Raw genomic sequence first — 23,061 nt, 5'->3', positions numbered from 1 at the left:
GGGGTGCCAAGCGGCTCTTTTTCCTGGAAAGGGATGCGCGCAGGTCGGGAAAAACCTGCGGCTTGAGAAATGGGATGTAAGGGTTATTTGCCTTACAATGAGGAACGCAGGGAAACGTTCCTATAGAGGGATGATCAACGGGGAAAATGTCGGGGAGGACGTTTCGTAGTTCCCGTTGACATCTGTATTATATCATATTATTTTTGAAAATTTTGTAACCCAAGTCACACAATACAAAAAAAGATACATTAAGAATGAAAAATATCGAAAATTTTTGTGTGATCGATGTACTGTGCAGTGCTTGAAGAATTTCTTAGAAATATCTCAGATATGGGACTCTGCATGCGGCTCCTGCATTGCTTTTTGAGAAAAAAAATCGTATAATATCGAGAAGGAGAATACGCTCCATAGAGTGGCGTATTCGGAGGGGATGCTCCCTTTGTTTGGTGATGAGGAGGAATATTCATGCGTGATTACTTAAGAATCGCTCAGGTTATCGGCCGTGAGATCATCGACTCACGTGGCAATCCGACCGTTGAGGCGGAGGTTGTGCTCGAGGACGGCACGATCGGCCGTGGTGCGTCCCCGTCGGGCGCGTCCACGGGTGAGTTCGAGGCGCTTGAGCTGCGTGACGGCGACAAGTCGAAGTTCGGCGGCAAGGGTGTCTCCAAGGCGGTTGAGAACGTAAACGAGAAGATTGCGCCCGCCCTCATCGGCATTGAGGCGAGCGACATCTATGCAGTCGATCAGGCGATGTTCGATGTGGACGGCACGAAGGATAAGTCCAAGCTCGGTGCGAATGCGATCCTCGCAGTCTCGATTGCGGCGTCGGATGCGGCGGCAAAGTCCGAGGATATCCCTCTCTATCGCTTCCTCGGCGGTCTGCAGGCGAACGTCCTGCCCGTACCGATGATGAACATCCTGAATGGCGGCGCACATGCGTCGAACTCCGTGGACACGCAGGAGTTCATGATTATGCCCGCAGGTGCTCCGACATTCCGCGAGGCGCTGCGCTGGTCGACCGAGGTCTTCCACTCCCTTCAGTCCCTCCTCAAGAAGGAAGGCAAGACGACGGCGGTCGGCGACGAGGGCGGTTTTGCGCCTGACCTCGACTCCGATGAGGACACGATCGAGCACATCCTCAAGGCGATTGAGAATGCCGGCTACAAGCCAGGCACGGATTTCGTCCTCGCGATGGATGCGGCGTCGTCCGAGTGGAAGGATCGCGAGAAGGGCAAGGGCTTCTACCATCAGCCGAAGTCCGGCAAGAAGTTCACGTCCGATGAGCTCATCAAGCATTGGGAGTCGCTCGTCGACCAGTTCCCGATCTACTCGATCGAGGACGGTCTTGATGAGGAGGACTGGGACGGCTGGAAGGCGATGACGAAGGCGCTCGGCCACAAGGTTCAGCTCGTTGGCGACGACCTCTTCGTCACGAATACGGAGCGTCTGAAGAAGGGCATCGAGCTCGGCGCAGGCAACTCCATCCTCATCAAGCTCAACCAGATCGGCTCTGTCTCCGAGACGCTCGAGGCGATCAAGATGGCGCACAAGGCTGGCTATACGGCGGTCACGTCGCATCGCTCGGGCGAGACCGAGGACACGACGATTGCCGACCTCGCTGTCGCACTCAACACGGGGCAGATCAAGACGGGTGCACCGTCCCGCTCCGAGCGCGTTGCGAAGTACAACCAGCTTCTCCGCATCGAGGAAGAGCTCGGCAGCAGTGCGGTCTATCCGGGCAAGCGCGCGTTCAGCTTCATGAAGTAAGATATTCCATTACGGATGAAAAATCCCCCGCTGCGGCGGGGGATTTTTGTGTATGTGGGGCGCTCTTACAATATCTCTACCAGCTCCACAGCAGCTTTACGCTGTGTGTGGCGCGGGGAGGGGACGCCCTTCTCTGTGGCATAGCCGATGGGGAAGATGGCGATGAGGTCGTAGTCTGCCATCTGAGGGAATGCCTCCTTGAGTTTTGGCGCATCGAAATGTCCGACCCACGTAGAGCGCAGTCCCTCATTGTGAATGGCGAGCATGATGTAGGTTGCGACGATGCTTGCATCCACGTCGGCGAAGTTGCGTTCGTCGTATTGTCGCACCCATGCGTCTTCGTGCTTTCCACCGACAACGAGGAAAACACCCGCACCGAAGGTGTAGTTTGTCGTCTCCGCGAGCTTTGCCCGTGCCTCGGGGCTTTCGACTGCCCAGATTTTGAACGGCTGCTTGTTGACCGCCGTGGGGGCGACGCGTGCCGCCTCGAAGATGCGGTCGAGTGATTCGTGAGGGATCTCGCTGTCCGAGAGGGCGCGGCAGGAGAAGCGATCCTGAATGAGTTCATTGAATTCCATGATGATTACCTCCTCGTGTAGATTCTTCTTAAAGTATAGCATAAAACAGAGAGAATCGGCGGGATTTTTCGGAACATCCCTTGAAATTGCAGGAAATAGGGGACGTACAACGAATTATTATTACTGTTGAATGTCTTTCACGTCTATGAGGGGGATTTCAAATGAAGAAATATATGGCAGTGACCCTTTCGGCAGCTGTGCTGGGCATGGGAAGCACGGTACTCGTTTCTCCGACAGAGGCCGCGGGGGTCTTTTTTGCGGATGCTCCCGTGGTATCGCCTACGGTGACTGCGCCTACTTCGGCGCCCGGTGCACGTCCCACGATCCACATCCCCGGACAGATTACCACACCGTTTGTGGATCGCGACCTTACGACGGATGAAAATATGTTCTTCCTTGCCATCGAGAAGGCGGACTACAATACGATGCAGCTGATGCTCGACAAGGGCGTTGACATCAATGCCTACTACACAAAAAAAGGGACGACGCCGCTCGGGCGCGCCATGGCGCTCAACAACCGTACGACGATTCAGTTCCTTCTCGAGCGCGGCGCAGATGTGCAGGGCTATGTCTTTCATCGCGGAGAGAACCGCACGCACTCCTATCTGGTAGAAGCCGCCGATAAGGGAGATCTTGCACTTGTGCAGTATCTGCACAACTGGGGCGCGGACATCAATGGCGTTTCGTGGGATTGGGGAACGGGTTTTTTCAATGCTCTTTTTACGCTGGGTACGTCATCCGATGATATGAATATTCGGCGCTATCTCATTGCACAGGGAATCAATGTAAACTATGTGACGAGCGAGGGCGGTGCAACACCGCTCATCAATGCTGCGGCGAAGTATATTTCTTCAGGAGAGCGTCAGAACCTCCTCAAAATGCTGCTCGATGCAGGCGCGGATCCCGACGTTCGGAACAAGTCCGGAAAGACGGCGGTCGACTACTGCATTGAACAGAACGATCTCGAGAGTGCGCGTTATATCCAGACCTATCAGCGTCAGTAATCGTCATGAACTCCTTCGGTACGGGCAAATCCGGCGGATCACATCTGCCGTTTGCCCGTGCCTTTTGTATTGCGTCTTTCAGTCTGTTTTAGGAAACAACTGCTATACTGAGCCTCGATCAGACAGAAATGTGAGGTGAAAGATGCGGAAAACAGCGGCAGCAATGCTTTCGGTTCTCGTGATTGCGGCAGCGGTACTCCTTCCTCCTGCGCGCGCAGAGGCGATTGATGCGTGGGGGATTGCGGCGCAGGCACTCGGTGTGCTCGGTGCATACCACTCGGCACTCGGTGCGGTACTTGCGCTCGGCAACGATGTCCACGCGCAGGTGCAGAGTAAGCGGCAGGATGTTGCGGAAAACGGGCGCGCGCGGAATGCACGCGACATCGAACTTGTGGACAGCATCATGGAACGCCTCGTGAAGGATGGCGACTATGTGCTGCGTGTGAACTCACTGCCATTTACATGGGCGGTGACGGACAGCCCTGTCTTTAACGCCGCTTGCTATCCGACGGACTACGTGAGCATCAACCGCGGGCTGATCCGTGGGCTGAACGGCAATGTGGATGAGCTTGCCGCCGTGCTCGGGCACGAGATGACGCACGGCATCCGTCAGCACAGCGCGCACAACTATGCCAAGGCGGCAGCGCAGTTCTACGGGCTCAGCTTCCTCAACATGAATTTTGGCCTGATGGACTGGAACAAGCTTAACGCGCTCGTGGGATACTCCATTGCGAAAAATGTTACGCTCCCCACGGAATACGAGGCGGATGAGGGCGGCTTCCGCATTATGACGAGTGCGGGCTTCAACCCCGGCGGCGGGGCGGCGGCAATGGCGCGTATGGGCTACTACCTGACCTATGTGACGCAGGAACTCCAGGAGTACCAAGATCCAACACAGAAGGATCTGCCGCAGGATGATTTCTCCGATCACCCTGCGACGGAACGGCGTGAGGCAAAGCTGGCGGAGTTCATGACAGACTACAGCGCGGGTCATGTAACGGTTATTGATCGAAAAACAATTTGTATTGACGGTACGCCGCTCCTGACTGTTACGTGGACGAATGAGGACTATGACAACAGTCCCGAGAATGCCTATCTCACGGCGGGTGCACTTGCGCGTGCCTTCCATGACTATGACCGTGCGGAGGATTGGAACCTCGCACTGACGCGGGATGGTGGGGCAACTCTCGGCGGCGATTCGCGTGTGAATGAACTGCTTGTGCATTTTCTCGCAAAGGAGCGAGCGGGGGCGCAGCTTATTTCGCTTGTTCATGAGGCATATGCACGTGAGGCGGAGACGGGTGCACGTGAGAAGCTGCGCGCAGAGGAGAAGGCACGTGCGGACGCACGAGCGGCAGAGCGCAGTGAGGTCGAGAATGCTGATGCAAAGGCGATCAAGAAGATGCGTGAGAACAGTGATGCATACAGCGACTACGGCGACAGTCAGCGGGCGCTCGCGCTGATGAAGCGCGTCTTTACCTCAGAGCACGATGACAGCCGTGCGCAGAGCTTCGTCATCCGCGCACGTGCGTATGCCGTGCAGGGCGATGCGGCGCAGGCACGCGCGGATGCCGATCGCGGCGTTACGGATGACCCGAAGGATGTCTACACGTGGCTGAACCGCTCGGATGTGCGCCGCATGCTCGGCGACCGCACGGGTGCGCTCTCGGATGCATTGAAGGCGATTGAGGTGGATGCGAAGAATCCGTACGGCTATCTGATTGCCGCCGAGCTCTATGATGAGATGGGGGAGAAGGCACAGGCGCAGGAGTATTTCAAGAAGCTCTATGCAGTCGAAAAGGATGCCTTGGGGCGCATTCCGGACGAGTATCTCGAGGCGGTGGACAAGCGTGCCTACGAGAAGCGGATGATGGAGAAGAAGAAAGCGCGTGAGGCGCATGAGAAGGAGCTGCGGGAGCAGCTCGACAAAAAAAGCCGTCCGACGGACGGCAGTACAGATTGATGAGGGGCGCGGCTCTGTGCCGCGCCTTTTACGTGCGTGCAGATCTGCGCCACAGTGCGTAGCAGACTGCGCCGAGCGCAATGACCGCAACGTCGACGATGCTGTAGGTGAATGCGTAGCCGTAGGTGACGGCGACAACGCCGAGCCCTGCGGCGGCAAGCCCGACGCTGATGTCGAGTGACCAGAAGTAGGTCGCCGTAGCGACACCTGCACGTGCGGGCGGCGCGCTGCGAACGGCGAGCGTCTGGAGGGCGGGCGTGACGGCACCAAAGCCGGCACCGAGCAGCAGTGAAGCTGCGATCAGACCCGATAACCCCTCGATATTTCCGAGGAGGAACATCCCCGCCGCGAAGAGGGCAAGCCCCGGATAGACGGTGTAGTCTGATCCCTTTCGGTCGAAGATGCGCCCGACGAAGGGGCGTGTCACGAGAATTGCGCCCGCATAGCACGCGTAGAAGAGGCTCGTCTCGGAGGAGAGACCGAGGCTGCGCGTGTAGAGCGGGATGAAGGTGAGCACGCTGCCGTACGCGAAGAAGAGAATCCCTGCAATGAGCGCGGGCGCGAGCGCACGCCGTTCGATGAATGTAGTGACGGAGAGTGCGCGCCCTGTCTTCGCGGGCAGGATGATCTCGTCCGGTAGACGATGCGCCCCGCCAGCTGCGATGGAGATGGCGGCGAGTACGCTGAGCGCGGCAAAGAGTACGGTTGGGGTGAAATACTCCAAGATCAAAAGTCCGATCATGGGACCTGCGACCATCGCAAGATTCGTCGAGAGGGCGAAGTAGCCGATGCCCTCACCCTTGCGTGCGGGCGGGAGGATGAGAGCGGCGAGCGCTGCCGCTGTCGTGGTTGCAACGGCAAAGACGACTCCGTGCACGAGGCGCAGACCGTAGAGTGCGGAGAGCGTCGCAGCGAATGCAAAGCTGCACATGAGGATGAAGAATACTGTCAGAATGGAAATCATGAGCCTCCGCTTGTTGACGGCATCGATGAGGATGCCTGCACAGGGGCGGGCGACGACCGTGCCGATCTGGAAGAAGGTCATCGCAAGACCCGCCTCGACATCGCCGCCGCCGTACTCCGTCATGATAACAATCGGCAGCGCCGCGATCATGGCATACTGTGCAACATAGATGAAGGTGTTGCTCAGGCTCATCCCGATAAACTCGCGCGTCCAAATTTTTTGGCGTTCGCCCTGTTGATTCATAAGTGTCTCCTGTTTCCCCTTTTTAACGGTGCTTTTCAATATACTACGAAGAAAACATTGTGTAAAGGCGGTACTTGCTTTTTTGCCATGCTGTGATAGAATGGCAGAAGTTTTTTGCGCGCCGTTCGGGCGGCATGCAGCTAGGGGGGGAATGGAAATGACGGAATTTGGAGAACGAGAGACGAAGATTGGCGACCGCGAGGCAAACGCGACGCGTGCGATCTTCTTTGTCAGCGGCTTTGGCGCGGCATCGTGGGCACCGCTCGTGCCTGTTCTGCGTGAGCGCCTCGTAATCGGGGATGATCTTCTGGGGCTGCTTCTCCTCTGTATCGGAATTGGGTCAATCGTCACCATGCCGCTTGCGGGAACGCTTGCTGAGCGCATCGGATGTAGGCGCGTGCTGATCGTGGGGGCAGTCCTCTATGCAGTGAGTCTTCTCTCTATCTGCTTTGTAGACTCCTTCCGGGTCGCTGTTCCCGTCATCTTCCTATTCGGCGGACTGATGGGCTGTGTCGATGTTGTCATGAATATTGCGGCGGTCATCGTGGAGCAGGGGATCGGGCGGCGCATCATGAGCGGCATGCATGCCTTTTGGAGTCTCGGCGGCTTCGTCGGCGCGGGTCTCTACGGCGTCTGGGTTGGTCTCGTGGGGCTGACGCCGCTTCAGTCAACCCTGATTGCCGCAGCACTCATGCTCACGCTGACGGCTGCGTTCGGCAGGTATCTCATTCCCTATGGCGGGGGCGGTGGCACACTCATCGCCATCCCACGCGGGATTGTCGCCTTCATCGGCGTGGCGGCGTTCATCGCATTCCTCAGTGAGGGCGCGGTTATGGATTGGAGCGGCGTCTACCTCACGACGGTGCGCGGCATGGATTTCTCGCTTGCCGGCGTTGGCTTCTCCGTCTTCTCCGCTGCCATGCTGCTCATGCGCTTCCTCGGCGACCGCACCACGCAGAAGGTCGGTCAGTGCCCCGTCGCCGTGGGCGGTGCACTGCTCACGTTCGTCGGCATCCTGCTCGTCATGTTCGCGCCCGTGGATGCGCTCCTGTATCTCGGTTTCTTCGCCATCGGCATCGGCAGTGCGAACATCGTGCCCGTCTTCTTCTCCCTCATGGGGCGGCAGAACGTTATGCCCGTCGGCACGGCGGTCTCTGCGGTCAGCACGATGGGCTATCTCGGCGTACTCGCAGGTCCTGCCGCCATCGGCTTCGTCTCCGCGCATACGAGCCTCACGACAGCATTTGGCATGCTCGCCGCGCTCAGCATCCTGCAGGCGACTGTTGGCTTCTATGTATTCAGGAAGCTGGTCTGAGGTCAATGGGTACAGGAGATTTTCGGACGAAAAATGGGATTGTTGTACGAAAAATTCGTATACAGTATAAGTAGGGATCAAATGGAGGTTGTGACATGAGCACACATGATGAAATCAAAGCCGAAGAGATTGAAAATCTCGATATTGAGAAGTACAGGGACAAGTACTCCGAGGAGGGGCTTTGGGAGAAGATCCGCAAGAACATCGCGAAAATCGGTGTGAAGGTCATCTATCAGGCGCTGCTCCTCTTCTATGTGGCGCAGTCGCCGAACTGTCCCACGAAGATCAAGGCGGGCATCATCGGTGCGCTTGGCTATCTGATCTCGCCGCTCGATCTCGTTCCGGACTTTATGCCGGGCATCGGTTTCGCCGACGATGCGGCGGCGATTGCGGCGGCTGTTGCACTTGCGCAGGTCTATATCAATGATGAGATTCGCGCGCAGGCACGTGCGAAGATCGTCGACCTGCTCGGTGAGGATGCGCTCGAAAATCTTGATGATTAAATTTGAGAATTTTTATTGATTAGCACACGGTAACATATGTTACGTCTATGGAGAGACTCCTTTGCTATAATCAACACAACAAATGTGTATTGTATATGACAGCAAAGGAGAGTTTCTCATGGATGCTAAAATGTTTTGTTATCAGTGTCAGGAGACGGCGGGCGGCAAGGGCTGCACGGTGCAGGGCGTCTGCGGAAAGAAGCCGGATGTCGCGGAGATGCAGGATCTGCTCGTCTATGTGACGAAGGGGCTCGGCGCGGTGACGACGGCACTGCGCGCAGAGGGCAAGAAGGTTGCGATTGAGGTCAACCATCGCGTGACGATGAACCTCTTCATTACGATCACGAATGCGAATTTCGACCGTGAGGCAATCATCGATGTGATCGAGGAGACGCTCGCGCTGAAGTCGGATCTGCTCGCACAGCTTGCCGATGCATCGAAGCTGCCCGAGGCGGCACATTGGACGGCTCCGCGCGCGGACTTCGAGGCGAAGGCAAAGACGGTCGGCGTACTCGCGACGGAGAACGAGGATGTCCGCAGTCTGCGCGAACTGACGATGTACGGCCTGAAGGGGCTGTCCGCCTACGTTGAGCATGCGAATGCACTCGGCCACGAGAACGAGGAGATCGATGCGTTCATGCAGCGTGCGCTTGCGCAGCTTCTCGACGATACGATGGATGGCGACGCGCTGACGGCACTTGTGCTTGAGACGGGCAAGTGGGGCGTGGACGGTATGGCTCTGCTCGATGGCGCGAACACGAGCACGTATGGACATCCCGAGATCTCGAAGGTGAAGCTCGGTGTCGGCAGCCGCCCCGGGATTCTCATCTCAGGACATGATCTCAAGGATCTCGAGCGTCTCTTGGAGCAGACGAAGGGCACGGGGGTCGATGTCTATACGCACGGCGAGATGATTCCCGCACATTACTACCCCGCATTCAAGAAGTACGACAACCTCGTCGGCAACTACGGCAACGCATGGTGGCTGCAGAAAGAGGAGTTCGAGAAGTTCAACGGCGCGATTCTCATGACGACGAACTGCGTTGTTCCGCCGAAGGACAGCTACAAGGATCGTCTCTTCACAACGGCTGCGGTTGGCGTGCCGGGCTGCACGCACATTCCTCTCGTGAACGGTGAGAAGGACTTTACGCCTGTAATCGAGTGTGCGAAGAAGTGCGCGCCTCCGACGGAACTGGAGACGGGCGAGATCGTCGGCGGCTTCGCGCATGAGCAGGTCTTTGCTGTCGCGGATAAGGTCGTCGAGGCGGTGAAGAGCGGTGCGATCAAGAAGTTCGTCGTCATGGCAGGCTGCGACGGCCGCATGAAGTCGCGTGAGTACTACGGTGAGTTCGCGGAGGCTCTGCCGCACGACACGGTTATCCTCACGGCGGGCTGCGCGAAGTACAAGTACATCAAGAAGGATCTCGGCGACATCGGCGGCATCCCGCGCGTCCTCGATGCGGGGCAGTGCAACGACTCCTATTCGCTTGCACTGATCGCGCTGAAGCTCAAGGAAGTATTCGGTCTGGATGATGTGAACAAGCTCCCGATTGCGTACAACATTGCGTGGTATGAGCAGAAGGCGGTCATCGTTCTCCTCGCGCTGCTCCACCTCGGTGTGAAGAACATCCACCTCGGCCCCACGCTTCCCGCGTTCCTCTCTCCGAATGTCGCAAAGGTACTCGTCGAGACTTTCGGCATCGGCGGCATCACGAATGTTGAGGATGATATGGCAATGTTTGGCATTGAGGTGAATGTGCCCGAAGCCGCTGCTGTGTAAGAAAAATAGAATGATATAAACGAGGGGGCTCGCACGAAATAATATTCGTGCGAGCCCCCTCGTTATGCTTTGTATAATGGGGTAAGGAATCGCTGATAAAGCTGAATTTATCAGTGCTTCCTATAATGCCGCCCGCAGGAGATTCCGCGTATAGTCCTCGCTTGGTTCTCTGAGGACGCGGCTGGTCTCGCCCTGTTCGACGATGCGGCCATTCTGCATGATGAGAACGCGGTCGGCGATGGAGCTGACGAGCGGCAGATCGTGTGAGATGAAGAGGAGACTCATGCCATGCTCTCGCTGCAGATGCAGGAGTAGGGAGATGATCTTTGCCTGTACGGACACGTCGAGTGCTGAGGTCGCCTCGTCGCAGACGAGAATTTCGGGGTGAACTGCCATCGCCCGCGCAATTGCCGCCCGCTGGCACTCGCCGCCGCTCATCTCGTGCGGGTAGCGCGTGGCATAGGATGTGGGAAGCCCTACCTCCGTAAGGAGCTCGGCGACACGTTTTTCTGTTGCGCGTGCGTCCGGTGTGCAGAGGCGGCAGATGGTCTCGCCGATCATTGCACCAACAGTGCGACGCGGGTTGAACGAGCCCACTGCGTCCTGAAACACCATCTGGATGCGCGTGTAGAGCGTGCGCCGCTCCTTTCCGACTGCGTGGGTGATATCCTTGCCGTCGAGGAGAATCTTCCCGCCCGTCGGTGTATGCAGTCCCGTGAGCAGTTTTGCAATGGTAGATTTGCCGCTGCCGCTCTCGCCGACAATGCCGAGGAGTTCGCGCCGCGCAAGGGAGAAGGAGATGCCGTCGATTGCCTGGACGCGTCCCGCCGCATCGTCAAAGTGCATGGAGACGTTATCAAAGCGCAGGAGGTCTTGGAAATGGGCGCCCCTTCCACTGCTTATGCGGTCCTCCTCTCCCGTCGTGACGGGGGAGGCTATCGGGACGGCATTTTCCTCTGTATGATCTCTGCGGTCGCAGTCCATATGTGTCGCAGCGGACATCTTCGGTACGGCTGCAAGCAGTTCCCGCGTATAGGGATGCTGCGGATTTTCGAGCACCTCCGTGACACTGCCCTGCTCGACGATCCTCCCTTTGCACATGACGGCGACGCGGTCAGCGATGTGCCGCACGACGCCGATGTTGTGCGTGATGAGGAGGATTGCCGTGCCCGTGCGCTCTTTGAGCGCACGCAGCTCGTCGAGGACTTGCAGCTGGATTGTCGCGTCGAGTGCCGAGGTCGGCTCATCGGCGAGGAGGAGCTGCGGGCGCAGGATAACGGCAAGTGCGATGGCCGCACGCTGTGCCATGCCGCCCGAGAGTTCGAACGGATACGTTGCGAGGATACGACGCACGTCGGGAAACCCCATGCCGCCGAATACCTCTGCCGCGCGTGCGTAGATTTCCTCACGCGACAGATCGGTGTGTGCACGCATCGTCTCAACGAGCTGTGTGCCAATCTGCCGCGTAGGATTCAGCGATGCACCTGCATACTGAAACACCATTGCGATCTCCTCGCCGCGCAGTCTGCGCCGCTCTCCCTCGGAGAGTACGGCAAGGTTCTTCGTGTCAAAGGAGACTGTACCTGCGTGAATCTCGGTGGAGAGCCCGCGAATCTGCGCGATTGCCTTGAGCAGGGTGGATTTGCCGCTGCCGCTCTCGCCGACAATACCAAGCACCTCGCCCGTGTGAAGGCTGATGCTGATGTCCTCGATCACGGCATCGCCGCCGTACCCCGCAGTCAAATGGTCAATTCGTAAGAGTTCCTGCATGATGCTGCTCCGCTGTGCGCTGTGTGTGCGCTCACTTCTTGTCCAGATCCTTTGTCACATGATAGTAGTCGCTCGGCGTGGAGAGGAATCCGCTGACCTTCTTCGAGATGCCGACCTGCATATTGTTGAACCCAATGAAGTCCATTGCCGCATCGTCGATCACCTGCTGCTGAATGTGGTTGACGAGCGCGATGCGCTTTGTCGAGTCAAATGTATTCGGCAGGTCGGCCAGCAGCTGCTCCACGATGGGGTTCGTGTAGTGCCCAAAGTTTGCAACGCCCTTTGCGCTCAGCACGTCACGCAGGAATGCATACGGGTCGCCCGTTGGCATGGTGATGACGGAGTAAAGACCGATTTCGTATTCGCCCGCCTTGTAGTAGTTCGATTTCTCATGCGAAACAATGTTGACATTGATGCCGATTTTCTTGAGCTGTGCCTGCATCTCCGTTGTGATGTTCTCGTTGAAGAGACGCTTGTAGACACCCATCTCGACGGTCAGCGGCTGTCCGTTCTTCTCGACAATGCCGTCGCCGTTCGTGTCCGTATATCCTGCCGCCGCAAGCACCTGCTTTGCCTTTTCGGGATCGTAGGAGCGTGCCTTGAGCGCGGGATCGCCATAGGGCGTGGAGGCGAGGAACGCACTGTTCGACGCTGTCATTGCGCCCTTGAGGTACTGGTCGCCGATGGTCTTTTTGTCGACACCGTACATGATCGCCTGACGAACCGCAGGATCGGTGAGCTTATCGAGATTCATGTAGAGCTGATAGGTACGCGTCTGCGGTGTCTTGACAACCGTAAACTTGTCATTCGCCGCAATCGTCTCTGCCGTCTCGGGGCTGAGATCCAGTGCTACGTCGATCTCATCGCCCTGCAGTGCCATTGCGAGCGTGTTGAAGTCTGCGATCTTCGTATACTCGACCTCGTCGACTTTCACGTCACCGCCCCAATACTTCGGGTTCTTCGTCATGACGGCGTGCTTGTCTGCTTCAAAGCTGCTCATGACAAACGGCCCCGTGCAGATGGGTGCATTCTCAAAGTCCTTCGTGCCTGCGACATCGACGATGACAGCGTACGGGTCGCACAGATCGTTGACGAGGGTCGCATACGGCTCTTTCGTACGGATCGTGAGGACATTTCCCTCTGCCGTGTACTCTGCATCCTTCAGCCATGCGGCGCGGTCGTTCGTCTCCGCCGTGCGTTTGAGCGAGGCGATGACCTTGTCCGCCGTCATCTTCTCCCCGTTGGAGAACGTGACATTGTCCTTCAGTGTGATGCGCCAGACGGTCGGCTCGACATTCTCCGCCTTCTCTGCGAGCCACGGCTGCGGCTTCATACTGTCATCGAGACGGAAGAGTGTTTCGCCGACACCGTAGCGTACGGCATACCAGCCCATCCACTCCTTCGCGGGATCCATCGAGCTCGTCACGGCGACTGTGCCGCCGACGCGCACGATTTTCTTGCTGTCTGCCGCCTGATCCGAGCCGCCGCAGCCGCTCATGGTGAGCGGAACGGCGAGCAGGAGCGCGGCGCAGAGACGTTTCAGTGTTTTGTTCATGGTTCCTCCTATTAGAAATGCACAAGGGATGATAATATGTGGTAATATGATGCCATGTCCTAAAGCGAATCCTAGTGGAGCAAACGGAGAAAAGCGTGCGACCCGCCCCCTGCGGATTTCTTTCGTCCAAGCGAAGCGCGTTTAAGAAGTCCGCAGGTATTTAGGCGGACGAGCACGCGACCGTTTGCGTAACGAGGTGTTTGCGTAGGACTTGCATCATAAAACTGCCTTTACACTTGTTTTTCCCGCATCTTGGGATCGAGCAGGTCACGCAGCTGATCGCCAAACATATTGAACACCATCATGACGGCGACCATCACCGCGCTCGGTGCGAGTGCCGCCCACGGTGCCTGTTGGAGATATTTCTGCCCCTCGCTGATCATCGCCCCCCACTCGGCAGCGGGAATCTGAACGCCAATGCCGAGGTAGGACAGCCCCGCGAGCCCCATCATCATTGTGCTGACGTGGAGCACAGCGGTGACGACGAGAGGCCCCGCGATGTTCGGCAGGATGTGTCCGAAGAGGATTCGCGTATCGCTGCATCCTGAGAGGCGTGCCGCCTGTATGTATGTCTCCTCCTTTGCCGCGACCGCCGCGCTCCGCGCAATGCGCGCGTACTGTGTCCATGTCGTAAGGATGAGTGCGAGTACAGCGTTCACAAGTCCGCCGCCGAGCACACCCGCAACCGCAATGGCAAGGACGATGTCGGGGAATGCCTGAAAGATGTCGGTTACGCGCATCAGCATTGCATCCATCCGCCCCCGGTAGTAGCCCGCGAGCAGTCCGATGAGACTGCCGAGCGAGCCGGCGACGAGAATGATGAAGAGCGCGGCAAAGATGCTCGTTTTTCCACCCGCGAGAATGCGCGAGAGGATGTCCCTGCCGTAGTTGTCCGTGCCGAGGAGATGCTCTGCAGACGGTGCCTTTAGGATCAGCTGCGGATCGGTCACATACGGGTCATAGGGGGCAAGCTGCGCGGAGAAGAGGCTTACGATCAGGATAAGTGCCGCGAGAAACGCGAACGTGCGAAAGAGGAGCGGCGTTTGCAGAAAGAACTTCATCATTTAGAGATCCTTGATTTTCGGATTGAAATAACGATAGGAGAGGTCGGCGATGAGATTTACAAGGAAGAATGCGAGTGCCATCCAGACGACCACCGCCTGAATGACGGGATAGTCGCGATTCCCGATTGCCCCCATGATGAGGCTGCCGATGCCCGGCCAGTTAAAGATGGTCTCAATAATCACCGTGCCGCCGAGGAGCGAGCCGATGGAGATGCCCGTGAGTGTGATGACGATGACCATGATGTTCTTCAGGACATTGCGGAACAGGATCACGCGCTCCGTGATGCCGCGTGCGCGCAGCCCGATCACATAGTCCTTTGCCAGTTCGTCGAGTGCCGCTGCACGAATCTGGCGGATGTAGCGTGAGGACATGACGAGTCCAAGCGTCAGCGCGGGCAGGATCATGCCGATCGGCTTCGTCGTTGCGAGTACGGGAATCCATCCGAGCCGATAGGAAAAGATAAACATGAGGACAATCCCGATGATAAAGCCGGGCGTCGCATTCAGGACGAATGTGAGAAAGCGAACGACATAGTCCATGCGGCTGTTGCGGCACGCGGCGATGGCGATGCCGAGCGGCAGGGAGATGAGGAGTGTGAGCCCCATCGCCGTACCCGCCATACGGAGCGTGTAGGGGAGTGCCTTCCAAAACGTTGCAGCGACAGGCAGGTCGGTGATGTAGGATTTGCCCATATCGCCCTGGAGGAAATGGATGAGCCAGTGTCCGTACTGCACGAGAAATGGCTGATCGAGCCCCATCTCCGCACGCATCCGCTCCACGAGCTGCGGATCGGCGGCGATGCCGCCCGCCGAGAGACGGATGCCGACGGGATCGCCGGGGGCGATGTAGATGAGTCCAAAGGAAAGCAGGGTGACGCCGAAAAAGACGGGGATGAATTGCAGACATCGCCCGAGGATGGTCTTGTATGTCATAGGTACTCCATTATATTGTAGGTTTTTGAGGTGGACGATTGTTTTTTATCATTTATCTGTTAGACAATGGTTCTTAGTATATCGCCCATGGAAGAAGATTGTCAACCGAAGCGTAAAGATATGAATATGCGTGAATTTATCGGCGTTTTTTCAAGTATTTGACACACGTCGCCCCTTTTGTCTATAATGAAGCTCACACGGTGCAAATAGACTGCGGTGCTGTGCCGCATGGGAGGGCTTACGGATGAAGATTTTGGCTGCGGATGGGATTTCGCCCGAGGGGATCGGGCTGCTGGCGGAGTATGAGGTCGACGTACGCGATAAGATTGCGCACGAGGAGCTCGTGGAGATCATCGGCGACTACGATGCGCTCATGGTGCGCTCTGCGTCGAAGGTATCGGCGGATGTGCTCGCGCGCGCGGATAAACTCAAGATCATCGGACGTGCAGGTGTCGGCGTGGACAACATCGATGTAAAGGCGGCGACGGAGCGCGGGATCATTGTCATCAACTCGCCGGGCGGCAATACAATCGCCGCGACGGAGCACACGATGGCGATGATGCTCTCGCTCGCACGCAAGATTCCTGCGGCGGATGCGACGATGCACGCGGGGGCGTGGGATCGCAAGTCATTCGTCGGCGTGGAGCTGCGCGGCAAGACGCTCGGCGTGATCGGCATGGGGCGTATCGGCAGCGGTGTCGCAAAGCGTGCGCTCGCCTTCGATATGAACATCATTGCGTATGACCCGTACATCAATGAGGAGCGTGCAAAGGCACTCGGCGTGACCGTCGGGACGCTCGACGACATCTTTGCGGCGGCAGACTTTATCACAGTACATATGCCACTGACGAAGGAGACGCGCGGCATGATCTCGATGCCGGAGCTGCGTAAGATGAAGAAGGGCGTGCGCCTCGTCAACTGCGCGCGCGGCGGCATTATCAACGAAAGTGATTTGGCGGCGGCGGTCAAGGATGGGATCGTCACGGGGGCGGCGATCGACGTGTTCGAGAGCGAGCCGCTTGCAGAGGATCATCCGCTGCGCGGCGTCCCGGGCATTGTGCTCACACCGCACCTCGGCGCATCTACCGTGGAGGCACAGATCGGTGTGTCCGTCGATGTGGCGGAGGGTATTCGTGCGGCTCTGCGCGGCGAACCCGTGACGGCGGCGGTCAACATGGCACCCGTCTCGAAGGAAGTCATGCGCGTCATTCGTCCCTACATCACGCTTGCGGAGCAGCTTGGCTGCACCGTTTGCTCGCTCGCCGAAGGGCCCATCTCCCATGTGGAGGTCGTCTACAACGGCGAGATCACAGAGGTCAATACGAGTTTTCTTACGACGGCACTCCTCAAGGGAATGCTCAACCCGATCCTTGAGAGCGAGATCAACTATGTCAACGCGCCGAGTGTTGCGAAGTCGCGCGGCATCAAGGTGACGGAGATCAAGGAAAAGGAAACGTCGCACTATTCGACGCTCATCACCGTGCGTGTCACGACGGCGGCGGGGACGGCAGAAGCGGGCACGGCAGAGGTGCAGGGCACGCTCTTCGGCACGGAGGGGCGCATCGTACGGATCAACGGATTCCGTGTGGACATCGACCCGCACGAACGCCTCCTCATCTGTCCGCATATCAACCGTCCCGGTGTCATCGGCACGGTCGGCTCCATCATGGGCGAGGCAGGCATCAACATCTCGTCGATGCAGGTCGGCAAGTCCAAGCGTGAGGGCATGAGCATCATGGCACTCACGATCGACCATGACATCCCCGATGATACGCTTGCGCGTGTGCTTGCGATCGATGGCATCTTCGATGCAAAATTTGTCAACTTTGAGACGATATAAAACGAAATTCCTGTGCAAGCCCCACGCGAACGATTAAGGAATGTACATTGGAATCAACGTAAGAATTTCATCCTTTTTCCATAATCAATCTGTATGATATAGTCAAAAGGACAAAGACTTGATTGATAAGGGAGGCAGAAGCCTATGAATACACTCAAGACCACAATGCTCATGGCGCTCCTCATGGCACTCATGGTTGCCCTCGGCGGTATCTTCGCCGGACATACAGGCATGACCGTCATGCTCATCATCGCACTTGGTATGAACTTTTTCTCATACTGGTTCTCCGACCGCATGGTGCTCAGCATGTATAACGCGCAGGAGGTTGACCGCTCGAGTGCACCTGAACTCTACGGATTGGTGGAGAAACTTGCGGGGCGTGCGGAGCTGCCCATGCCGCGCGTCTACATCATCAACGAGGATGCGCCGAATGCATTTGCAACGGGGCGCAATCCCTCGAACGCAGCAGTTGCCGTCACGACGGGACTCATGCGTGCGCTTGACTACAACGAGATCTCGGGCGTGCTCGGACACGAGCTCGCGCACGTCAAGCACCGTGATATCCTCATCTCGACCATTGCGGCGACAATGGCGACTGTCATCTCCTATGCCGCTAGCATTGCTCAGTGGGCGGCGATCTTCGGCGGCGGTCGCTCGAGCGACGATGACCGCGGCGGCATCATCGGCATGATTGCGACAGCAATCATCGCGCCGATTGCGGCAGCACTCATCCAGATGGCGATCTCACGCTCGCGCGAGTACAGCGCAGATGAGGGCGGCGCAGAAATCTGCGGCAACCCAAACTACCTCGCGGCGGCACTTGAGAAGATCGAGTACTATGCCGTACACGGCGCACAGCTGCCGGAAGCGACCCCCGCCACGGCGCACATGTGCATTATCAACCCGCTGACGGGGCGTGACATCTCGTTCAAGAGCCTGTTCTCGACCCATCCCGATACGCAGGAGCGCATTGCGCGTCTGCGCGAGCAAGCACAGCGCATGCATATTCGTTAACCAACAAAAATGGAATCCCCTTCGACGGCAATGAATCGTCGAAGGGGATTTTCTACTTCTTGAGAGCATCAATCTTCTCGTGCAGAAATTGGAGCAGTTCCAACCGCTCCGAGATGTAGTCTTGCAGCCTTTCGGGCGGCAGCTCTCTATGCGTGTGCGCTGCAGGAATACTGTCCGGCTCTGCAATTGCCGCCTGACTGACGACTGTGCGGATCGTACCCGCTTGCAGGATGTCGATGGCGCTGTCCACATCGGCGGCGATCTCCCGCAGCTGTACAGGAGAATGCGCTTCAGAGTGCCAACGTGCGCGCAGATCGTCCAGCAGGATGCCCGCGAGGCTGCGTAGCACGGCAAAGGCGGAGCGGAGGGATGCCGTGCGCTTTCCTGCGATGATCTGGACATCGGGGCGCAGGACGCCAGCATAGGGGGGCTGTTTCAGCAAGCTCACGAAGCGATCCACGCCGATGATATAGGGGGCGTTGGATAGGATGCGCAGCAGCTCCTCTTTTGGGAGCTCCTCGAATGCGAGCGGGATGTAGTTCACCTGATCCATGCCGAGCGTGCGGCAGTATGCCGCGAGTTCCTTCGGATAGGCGATGTGATTGTTGAAGATATAGACATCACTCTCCGCAGGAATGCGCGATATGGCAAAGAAGAAGGTCGAATCCGGCTGCAGTTCCATGAGGAAGAGCCGCTCCTTCGGAATGATGCGGGAGAGATGATCGTACTGGGTGCGTGCGCACAGATAGAGATCGGCGCTCCGATCATCTGTGATCTCCTCCGTGCGGCGGAGGATGACGGGGAGACGTTCGCTCAGCAGGGCACGCGCAATATCACGGATTTCCTCTGCGATGAGGGAGCTGCTGCCGACGGCTGCGATTTTCACATTCATGATTGCGCTCCTTTCCGTGCCATTTCTTCAAATGCCTGTGCCGCATGGGAGAGCAGCTTGTCTGTCTTGTATACGACACTCGGATGCAGGTAGATCGACGGTGTGAGTGGGACGGCGCTGAGATTTCCGTCGTGCTCGATGAGGCTCTCGGGCAGGATGGAGATGCCCGCATTCTCGGCAACGAGCGACTTGAGCAGCTGCACCTGTGCAATTTCCATGCAGACGGGCGGCATACTGTCTGCTTCCTCGAAATGCTTTACGAGTATTTGGCGAAAAAGACAGGTCGACTCCATGAGGATGAAGGACTCCTCTGTCAACTCCGCGAGTGTGATGGAGTTCCTGCGGCTCAGCGCGTGTCTGCGGGCGCAGCACACCATGAGCTCCTCGCGCGGCAGCGGGAGCTCGTTTAGACGCGTGCGCTCCTGCTCCGTCAGATCAAACACAAAGGCAAAGTCGAGCTTGTCTGCGTGCAGCAGTTCGAGCAGCTGTCCAACATCGTGTTCCGCAAAGCAGATGTTGATATTGGGGTAGGCGGCGCGGAACTCTGCGAGCAGACGGCTCGTGGATGCGATTCCCGCGAGCGGCGTCACGCCGATCACGAGATGACCTCGGTTGTGGGATTTGAGGTCGTTGATCTCATTTAGCGTTGTCGATATGCCCTGCATGATGTTCTGAATGTGCCGATGGAATATCTTTCCCTCTGCCGTGAGCGTCACCTTGCGCTGACTGCGGTCGAGCAGCTGTATGCCAAGTTCTTCCTCGAGGCTGCGTACCGCGTTCGTAACGGCGGGCTGTGAGACGTACAGACGCTCCGCTGCGCGCGTAAAGCTCGCGAGGTCGCTCACCATGAGGAAGTATTCGAGCTGCCGTAATTCCATTTCATTTGTGTTGATGGGGAACCCGGCGGGATCACAGCCGGGTTCTTTTCAAAGGAATTGCTTGTGAGGTGAATAAAATGGATATGCGGCGCAGGAAACTCCTTGCCGTTCTGGCTGTTGCGCTCGTCCTCTGGTTCCTGCCGATTCCGGAGGGACTGACGCCGGCGGCATGGCATATCTTTGCCATCTTTGCGGCGACCATTTTGGGATTTATCTTTCAGCCCATTGCAATCGGCGCGATGGGATTCATCGGCGTAACGGTCGCGGCGCTCACGGGGACGATTTCCATTTCGGTGCGTACATCATGCAGATCGAGTATCAGGCGAATGCCATCACCTGCGCCATGTTCATGACGGCGATGGCGGGAAACCCGCTGTCCGTGGAGCTGGCAGCAAAGGCGACGGAGACACAGATCACATGGAGCGGCTGGGCGCTTGCCGCCATCGTGCCGGGGATGATCTCGCTCATCGTCATGCCCTATCTGCTCTACAAGCTCTTTCCACCTGAGATTGAGGAGATGCCGCTTGCAAAGCAGATGGCGACGGACGAGCTCGCGAAAATGGGTGTCATGTCCGGCGTGGAGAAGATCGTTGCTGTTGTATTCTGTGGGGCGCTCGTCCTCTGGGCGACCTCCGAGATCCACCACATCGGCGCAACGACCGTCGGCATGCTCGCCGTTGTCGTCATGCTCCTCACGGATGTTCTGACGTGGGACGATGTGTTGAACGAAAAAGGCGCATGGAATACAATGTTCTGGATGGGCTCGCTCATTGCACTTGCCTCGGCGCTCTCTAAGAGCGGCTTTATCAAATATGTTGCGGAGGGTGCGGGCAGCATGATCGAATCGGCGGGCATCAGCTGGACGCTCGCATTCGTCCTGCTCATCCTGATCTACGTATACTCGCACTATGGATTTGCAAGCGTCTCGGTGCATATCGGGGCGATGTATGCCGCCTTCTTGACGGTTGCCATCGCCGTCGGCACGCCGCCGATGCTCGCTGCCATTGCATTCGCCGCGATGTCGAACATTATGATACCGCTCACGCATTACGGCGGCGGAGCAGCTCCCATCCTCTACGGTGCGGGCTATGTATCGCAGAATGATTGGTGGCGGCTCGGCTTCATCATCACCACCGTCAACGTCTCCATCTGGCTCATCCTCGGCGGCGCGTGGTGGAAGGTCATCGGACTTTGGTAGGCTATGTGAACTAAATACAAGGACAGTTCTGCGTGTTTTATATGCGCGGGACTGTTTTTTTAGGAAGTGTAATATGTATTGCACTTGTCCGCACATACAGATATAATATCAGTAGAATGATTTACGCAAGGAAGAAGGAGGGGCGTTATTATGGCAGCAAAATCCGCCAATCTATATGCGAGAGTCGAGCCGGACGTTAAGGAACGGGCAGAGGAGATACTTGCGGCGCTCGGCATTCCGGCATCCAATGCAATCAATATGTTCTATCGTCAGGTGATCCTGCAGCAGGGGCTTCCGTTCGATGTGAAAATACCGCGCAGACACTCTCTTGATGTGAGCAGGCTGTCGGAAGAGGAGCTTAATAGAGAGCTTGAAAAGGGCTATGCCGATATTGAGGCAGGACGGACGCGACCCGCGCGCGAGGTCTTTGCTGAACTGCGGCGGGAGTACGGGCTATGATGTATCGCGTTGAACTCTCTGCGCAAGCAAAGGAGGATATGCGTGAGATTTATGAGTATATCGCATTTGAACTCCGAGCCATAGGTAGTGCAGAGGCACTCTTTCGACATTTGGAGGAGCACATCTATGCACTTGAAGAAATGCCTGAACGGTATCGGCTCTATGAAGGTGAGCCGTGGCGCACGTGCGGTCTTCGCATTATGCCTGTCGACCATTATCTCGTTTTCTACATACCGAAGCACGAGAGCTGCATTGTGACCGTCATCCGCATTTTATACGGAGGGCGGGATACCGCAGCGCAGCTCGCGAGATATACGGAAAATAATGATATGGTATGACCGCGTTACAATAAGGACGACAAATCTATTTCAATAGGAGGAAACAACATGAGTTCACTGCACATTGCCGCCGAAAAGGGCGAGATCGCGGAGCGCATCCTGCTGCCGGGGGACCCGCTGCGCGCGAAATTCATCGCGGAGAATTTCCTGGAGGGGGCGAAGGAGTACACATCCATCCGCAACATCCTCGGCTATACAGGCACGTACAAGGGCGTTCCGATCTCCGTGCAGGGCACGGGCATGGGTATGCCGTCGATCTCCATCTATGTGAATGAGCTGATGGACTACTACGGCGTGCAGAAGCTCATCCGCGTCGGCACCTGCGGCGCCATGCACGAGAAGGTGAAGGTGCGTGACGTGTTCATCGCGCAGGGAGCGACGACGGACTCGTCCATGCTCCGCAATATATTCGGCGGTGCGATCAACTATGCGCCGCTTGCGGACTACGAGTTGCTCTCCGCCGCTGTGGAGAATGCAAAGAAGCTGAACCTCCCCGTGCGTGTTGGCAATGTCATCTCCGTCGACCGTTTCTACGATGAGGAGATTGACAATGCGAAGCTGCGTCAGTACGGCGTGCTCGCGGTCGAGATGGAGGCGGCGGCACTCTATACACTCGCGGCGAAGTATGGACGGCAGGCACTCGCGCTCTTCACGGTCAGCAATCACCTCCTCACGGGCGAGGAATGCACGGCGGAGGAACGTCAGACCACATTCAACGACATGATTCGCATCGCACTCGAGACGGCGGTCGGCTGAGCGCATACCATACACAGATATCAAAGATTGCTGCATGGATCTCGTAAGGGACGCATGCAGCAATCTTTTTATATGGATGATTTTGAATGGTACTCACGTAATTATCATCAAAAGTTTAAAAGAAAACGTTTGCTTTTTGGAAAATGATGGCGTATAATAAAAACCGTAAGAAAGAAAACGTTTACTTTTCCAAAAACCTTTTCCATTTTATCATTTTCAAGAGTTGTTTATGGGAAACACTCAT

Annotated in this window: 19 protein-coding genes and 1 pseudogene; 12 read left to right on the top strand and 8 right to left on the bottom strand. The window is 57.1% G+C overall.

The genetic code is table 11. The features are described from left to right. Positions 1–465 precede the first annotated feature (465 nt). On the top strand, positions 466–1,770 hold the full coding sequence (eno, locus tag H1B31_RS00360) for a phosphopyruvate hydratase (RefSeq protein WP_185980446.1): 1,305 nt from the start codon (positions 466–468) through the stop codon (positions 1,768–1,770). Positions 1,771–1,835: 65 nt separating this feature from the next. Here the strand turns inward: eno and H1B31_RS00355 are convergent, their stop codons facing one another. After that, complete coding sequence (locus H1B31_RS00355) at positions 1,836–2,348, bottom strand: nitroreductase family protein (RefSeq protein WP_185980445.1); 513 nt, start codon at positions 2,346–2,348, stop codon at positions 1,836–1,838. A 161-nt stretch (positions 2,349–2,509) separates the two neighbouring features. On the opposite strand from H1B31_RS00355, the gene H1B31_RS00350 reads away from it, so the two are divergent. Together H1B31_RS00350 and H1B31_RS00345 are read left to right on the top strand one after the other, a co-directional pair. Then, positions 2,510–3,352 carry an ankyrin repeat domain-containing protein gene (locus H1B31_RS00350; RefSeq protein ID WP_185980444.1) on the top strand — a complete coding sequence of 281 codons (843 nt, stop codon included), beginning with the start codon at positions 2,510–2,512 and terminating at the stop codon, positions 3,350–3,352. A gap of 142 nt (positions 3,353–3,494) precedes the next feature. Beyond that, positions 3,495–5,315, top strand: coding sequence for a M48 family metallopeptidase (locus H1B31_RS00345; RefSeq protein WP_185980443.1), 1,821 nt, complete (start codon positions 3,495–3,497; stop codon positions 5,313–5,315). Between the two features lie 28 nt (positions 5,316–5,343). On the opposite strand, the gene H1B31_RS00340 is transcribed toward H1B31_RS00345, so the two are convergent. After that, complete coding sequence (locus H1B31_RS00340) at positions 5,344–6,522, bottom strand: MFS transporter (protein WP_185980442.1); 1,179 nt, start codon at positions 6,520–6,522, stop codon at positions 5,344–5,346. A 157-nt stretch (positions 6,523–6,679) separates the two neighbouring features. On the opposite strand from H1B31_RS00340, the gene H1B31_RS00335 reads away from it, so the two are divergent. From H1B31_RS00335 to hcp, 3 genes are all read left to right on the top strand, one after another. Beyond that, positions 6,680–7,837 (top strand): MFS transporter, encoded by a 1,158-nt coding sequence (locus H1B31_RS00335; protein WP_185980441.1) that lies wholly within the window; start codon positions 6,680–6,682, stop codon positions 7,835–7,837. 95 nt (positions 7,838–7,932) lie between these two features. Beyond that, a complete protein-coding gene (locus H1B31_RS00330; protein WP_185980440.1) occupies positions 7,933–8,340 on the top strand; it encodes a YkvA family protein in 408 nt (135 codons plus the stop codon). Positions 8,341–8,458: 118 nt separating this feature from the next. Further along, positions 8,459–10,120 carry a hydroxylamine reductase gene (gene hcp, locus H1B31_RS00325; RefSeq protein WP_185980439.1) on the top strand — a complete coding sequence of 554 codons (1,662 nt, stop codon included), beginning with the start codon at positions 8,459–8,461 and terminating at the stop codon, positions 10,118–10,120. Between the two features lie 120 nt (positions 10,121–10,240). Here the strand turns inward: hcp and H1B31_RS00320 are convergent, their stop codons facing one another. The 4 genes from H1B31_RS00320 to H1B31_RS00305 form a co-directional block, all read right to left on the bottom strand. Continuing rightward, on the bottom strand, positions 10,241–11,890 hold the full coding sequence (locus H1B31_RS00320) for a dipeptide ABC transporter ATP-binding protein (RefSeq protein WP_185980438.1): 1,650 nt from the start codon (positions 11,888–11,890) through the stop codon (positions 10,241–10,243). Positions 11,891–11,921: 31 nt separating this feature from the next. Beyond that, entirely contained in the window at positions 11,922–13,445 is a 1,524-nt protein-coding gene (locus H1B31_RS00315) for an ABC transporter substrate-binding protein (protein WP_185980437.1), read from the bottom strand. 230 nt (positions 13,446–13,675) lie between these two features. Then, complete coding sequence (locus H1B31_RS00310) at positions 13,676–14,509, bottom strand: ABC transporter permease (protein ID WP_185980436.1); 834 nt, start codon at positions 14,507–14,509, stop codon at positions 13,676–13,678. Further along, a complete protein-coding gene (locus H1B31_RS00305; protein ID WP_185980435.1) occupies positions 14,510–15,442 on the bottom strand; it encodes an ABC transporter permease in 933 nt (310 codons plus the stop codon). It abuts the gene before it with no gap. 244 nt (positions 15,443–15,686) lie between these two features. On the opposite strand from H1B31_RS00305, the gene serA reads away from it, so the two are divergent. Continuing rightward, a complete protein-coding gene (gene serA, locus H1B31_RS00300; protein WP_185980434.1) occupies positions 15,687–17,282 on the top strand; it encodes a phosphoglycerate dehydrogenase in 1,596 nt (531 codons plus the stop codon). Positions 17,283–17,426: 144 nt separating this feature from the next. Then, the gene (htpX, locus tag H1B31_RS00295; protein ID WP_185980433.1) at positions 17,427–18,296 is read left to right on the top strand and encodes a zinc metalloprotease HtpX; all 870 of its coding nucleotides are present in this window, start codon (positions 17,427–17,429) and stop codon (positions 18,294–18,296) included. Between the two features lie 52 nt (positions 18,297–18,348). On the opposite strand, the gene H1B31_RS00290 is transcribed toward htpX, so the two are convergent. Both H1B31_RS00290 and H1B31_RS00285 read right to left on the bottom strand, forming a co-directional pair. Continuing rightward, positions 18,349–19,188, bottom strand: coding sequence for a hypothetical protein (locus tag H1B31_RS00290; protein ID WP_185980432.1), 840 nt, complete (start codon positions 19,186–19,188; stop codon positions 18,349–18,351). Further along, positions 19,185–20,066, bottom strand: coding sequence for a LysR family transcriptional regulator (locus H1B31_RS00285; RefSeq protein ID WP_009655675.1), 882 nt, complete (start codon positions 20,064–20,066; stop codon positions 19,185–19,187). The genes H1B31_RS00290 and H1B31_RS00285 overlap by 4 nt, the downstream gene beginning before the upstream one ends. A 77-nt stretch (positions 20,067–20,143) precedes the next feature. On the opposite strand from H1B31_RS00285, the pseudogene H1B31_RS00280 reads away from it, so the two are divergent. The 4 genes and pseudogenes from H1B31_RS00280 (at position 20,144) to deoD (ending at position 22,817) form a co-directional block, all read left to right on the top strand. Further along, positions 20,144–21,264: pseudogene (locus H1B31_RS00280) on the top strand (DASS family sodium-coupled anion symporter). 150 nt (positions 21,265–21,414) lie between these two features. Then, positions 21,415–21,723 carry a type II toxin-antitoxin system RelB/DinJ family antitoxin gene (locus tag H1B31_RS00275; RefSeq protein ID WP_009440377.1) on the top strand — a complete coding sequence of 103 codons (309 nt, stop codon included), beginning with the start codon at positions 21,415–21,417 and terminating at the stop codon, positions 21,721–21,723. Further along, complete coding sequence (locus tag H1B31_RS00270; protein WP_185980431.1) at positions 21,720–22,061, top strand: type II toxin-antitoxin system RelE/ParE family toxin; 342 nt, start codon at positions 21,720–21,722, stop codon at positions 22,059–22,061. Before H1B31_RS00275 ends, H1B31_RS00270 begins: the two co-directional genes overlap by 4 nt. 48 nt (positions 22,062–22,109) lie before the next feature. Next, complete coding sequence (gene deoD, locus H1B31_RS00265) at positions 22,110–22,817, top strand: purine-nucleoside phosphorylase (RefSeq protein ID WP_185980430.1); 708 nt, start codon at positions 22,110–22,112, stop codon at positions 22,815–22,817. The last annotated feature ends 244 nt before the right edge of the window (positions 22,818–23,061 follow it).

This window comes from Selenomonas timonae (assembly GCF_014250475.1).
GTDB lineage: Bacteria > Bacillota > Negativicutes > Selenomonadales > Selenomonadaceae > Centipeda > Centipeda timonae.
Note: the sequence above shows the minus strand (reverse complement) of the source record. Positions and strands in the feature narration are given on the sequence as shown.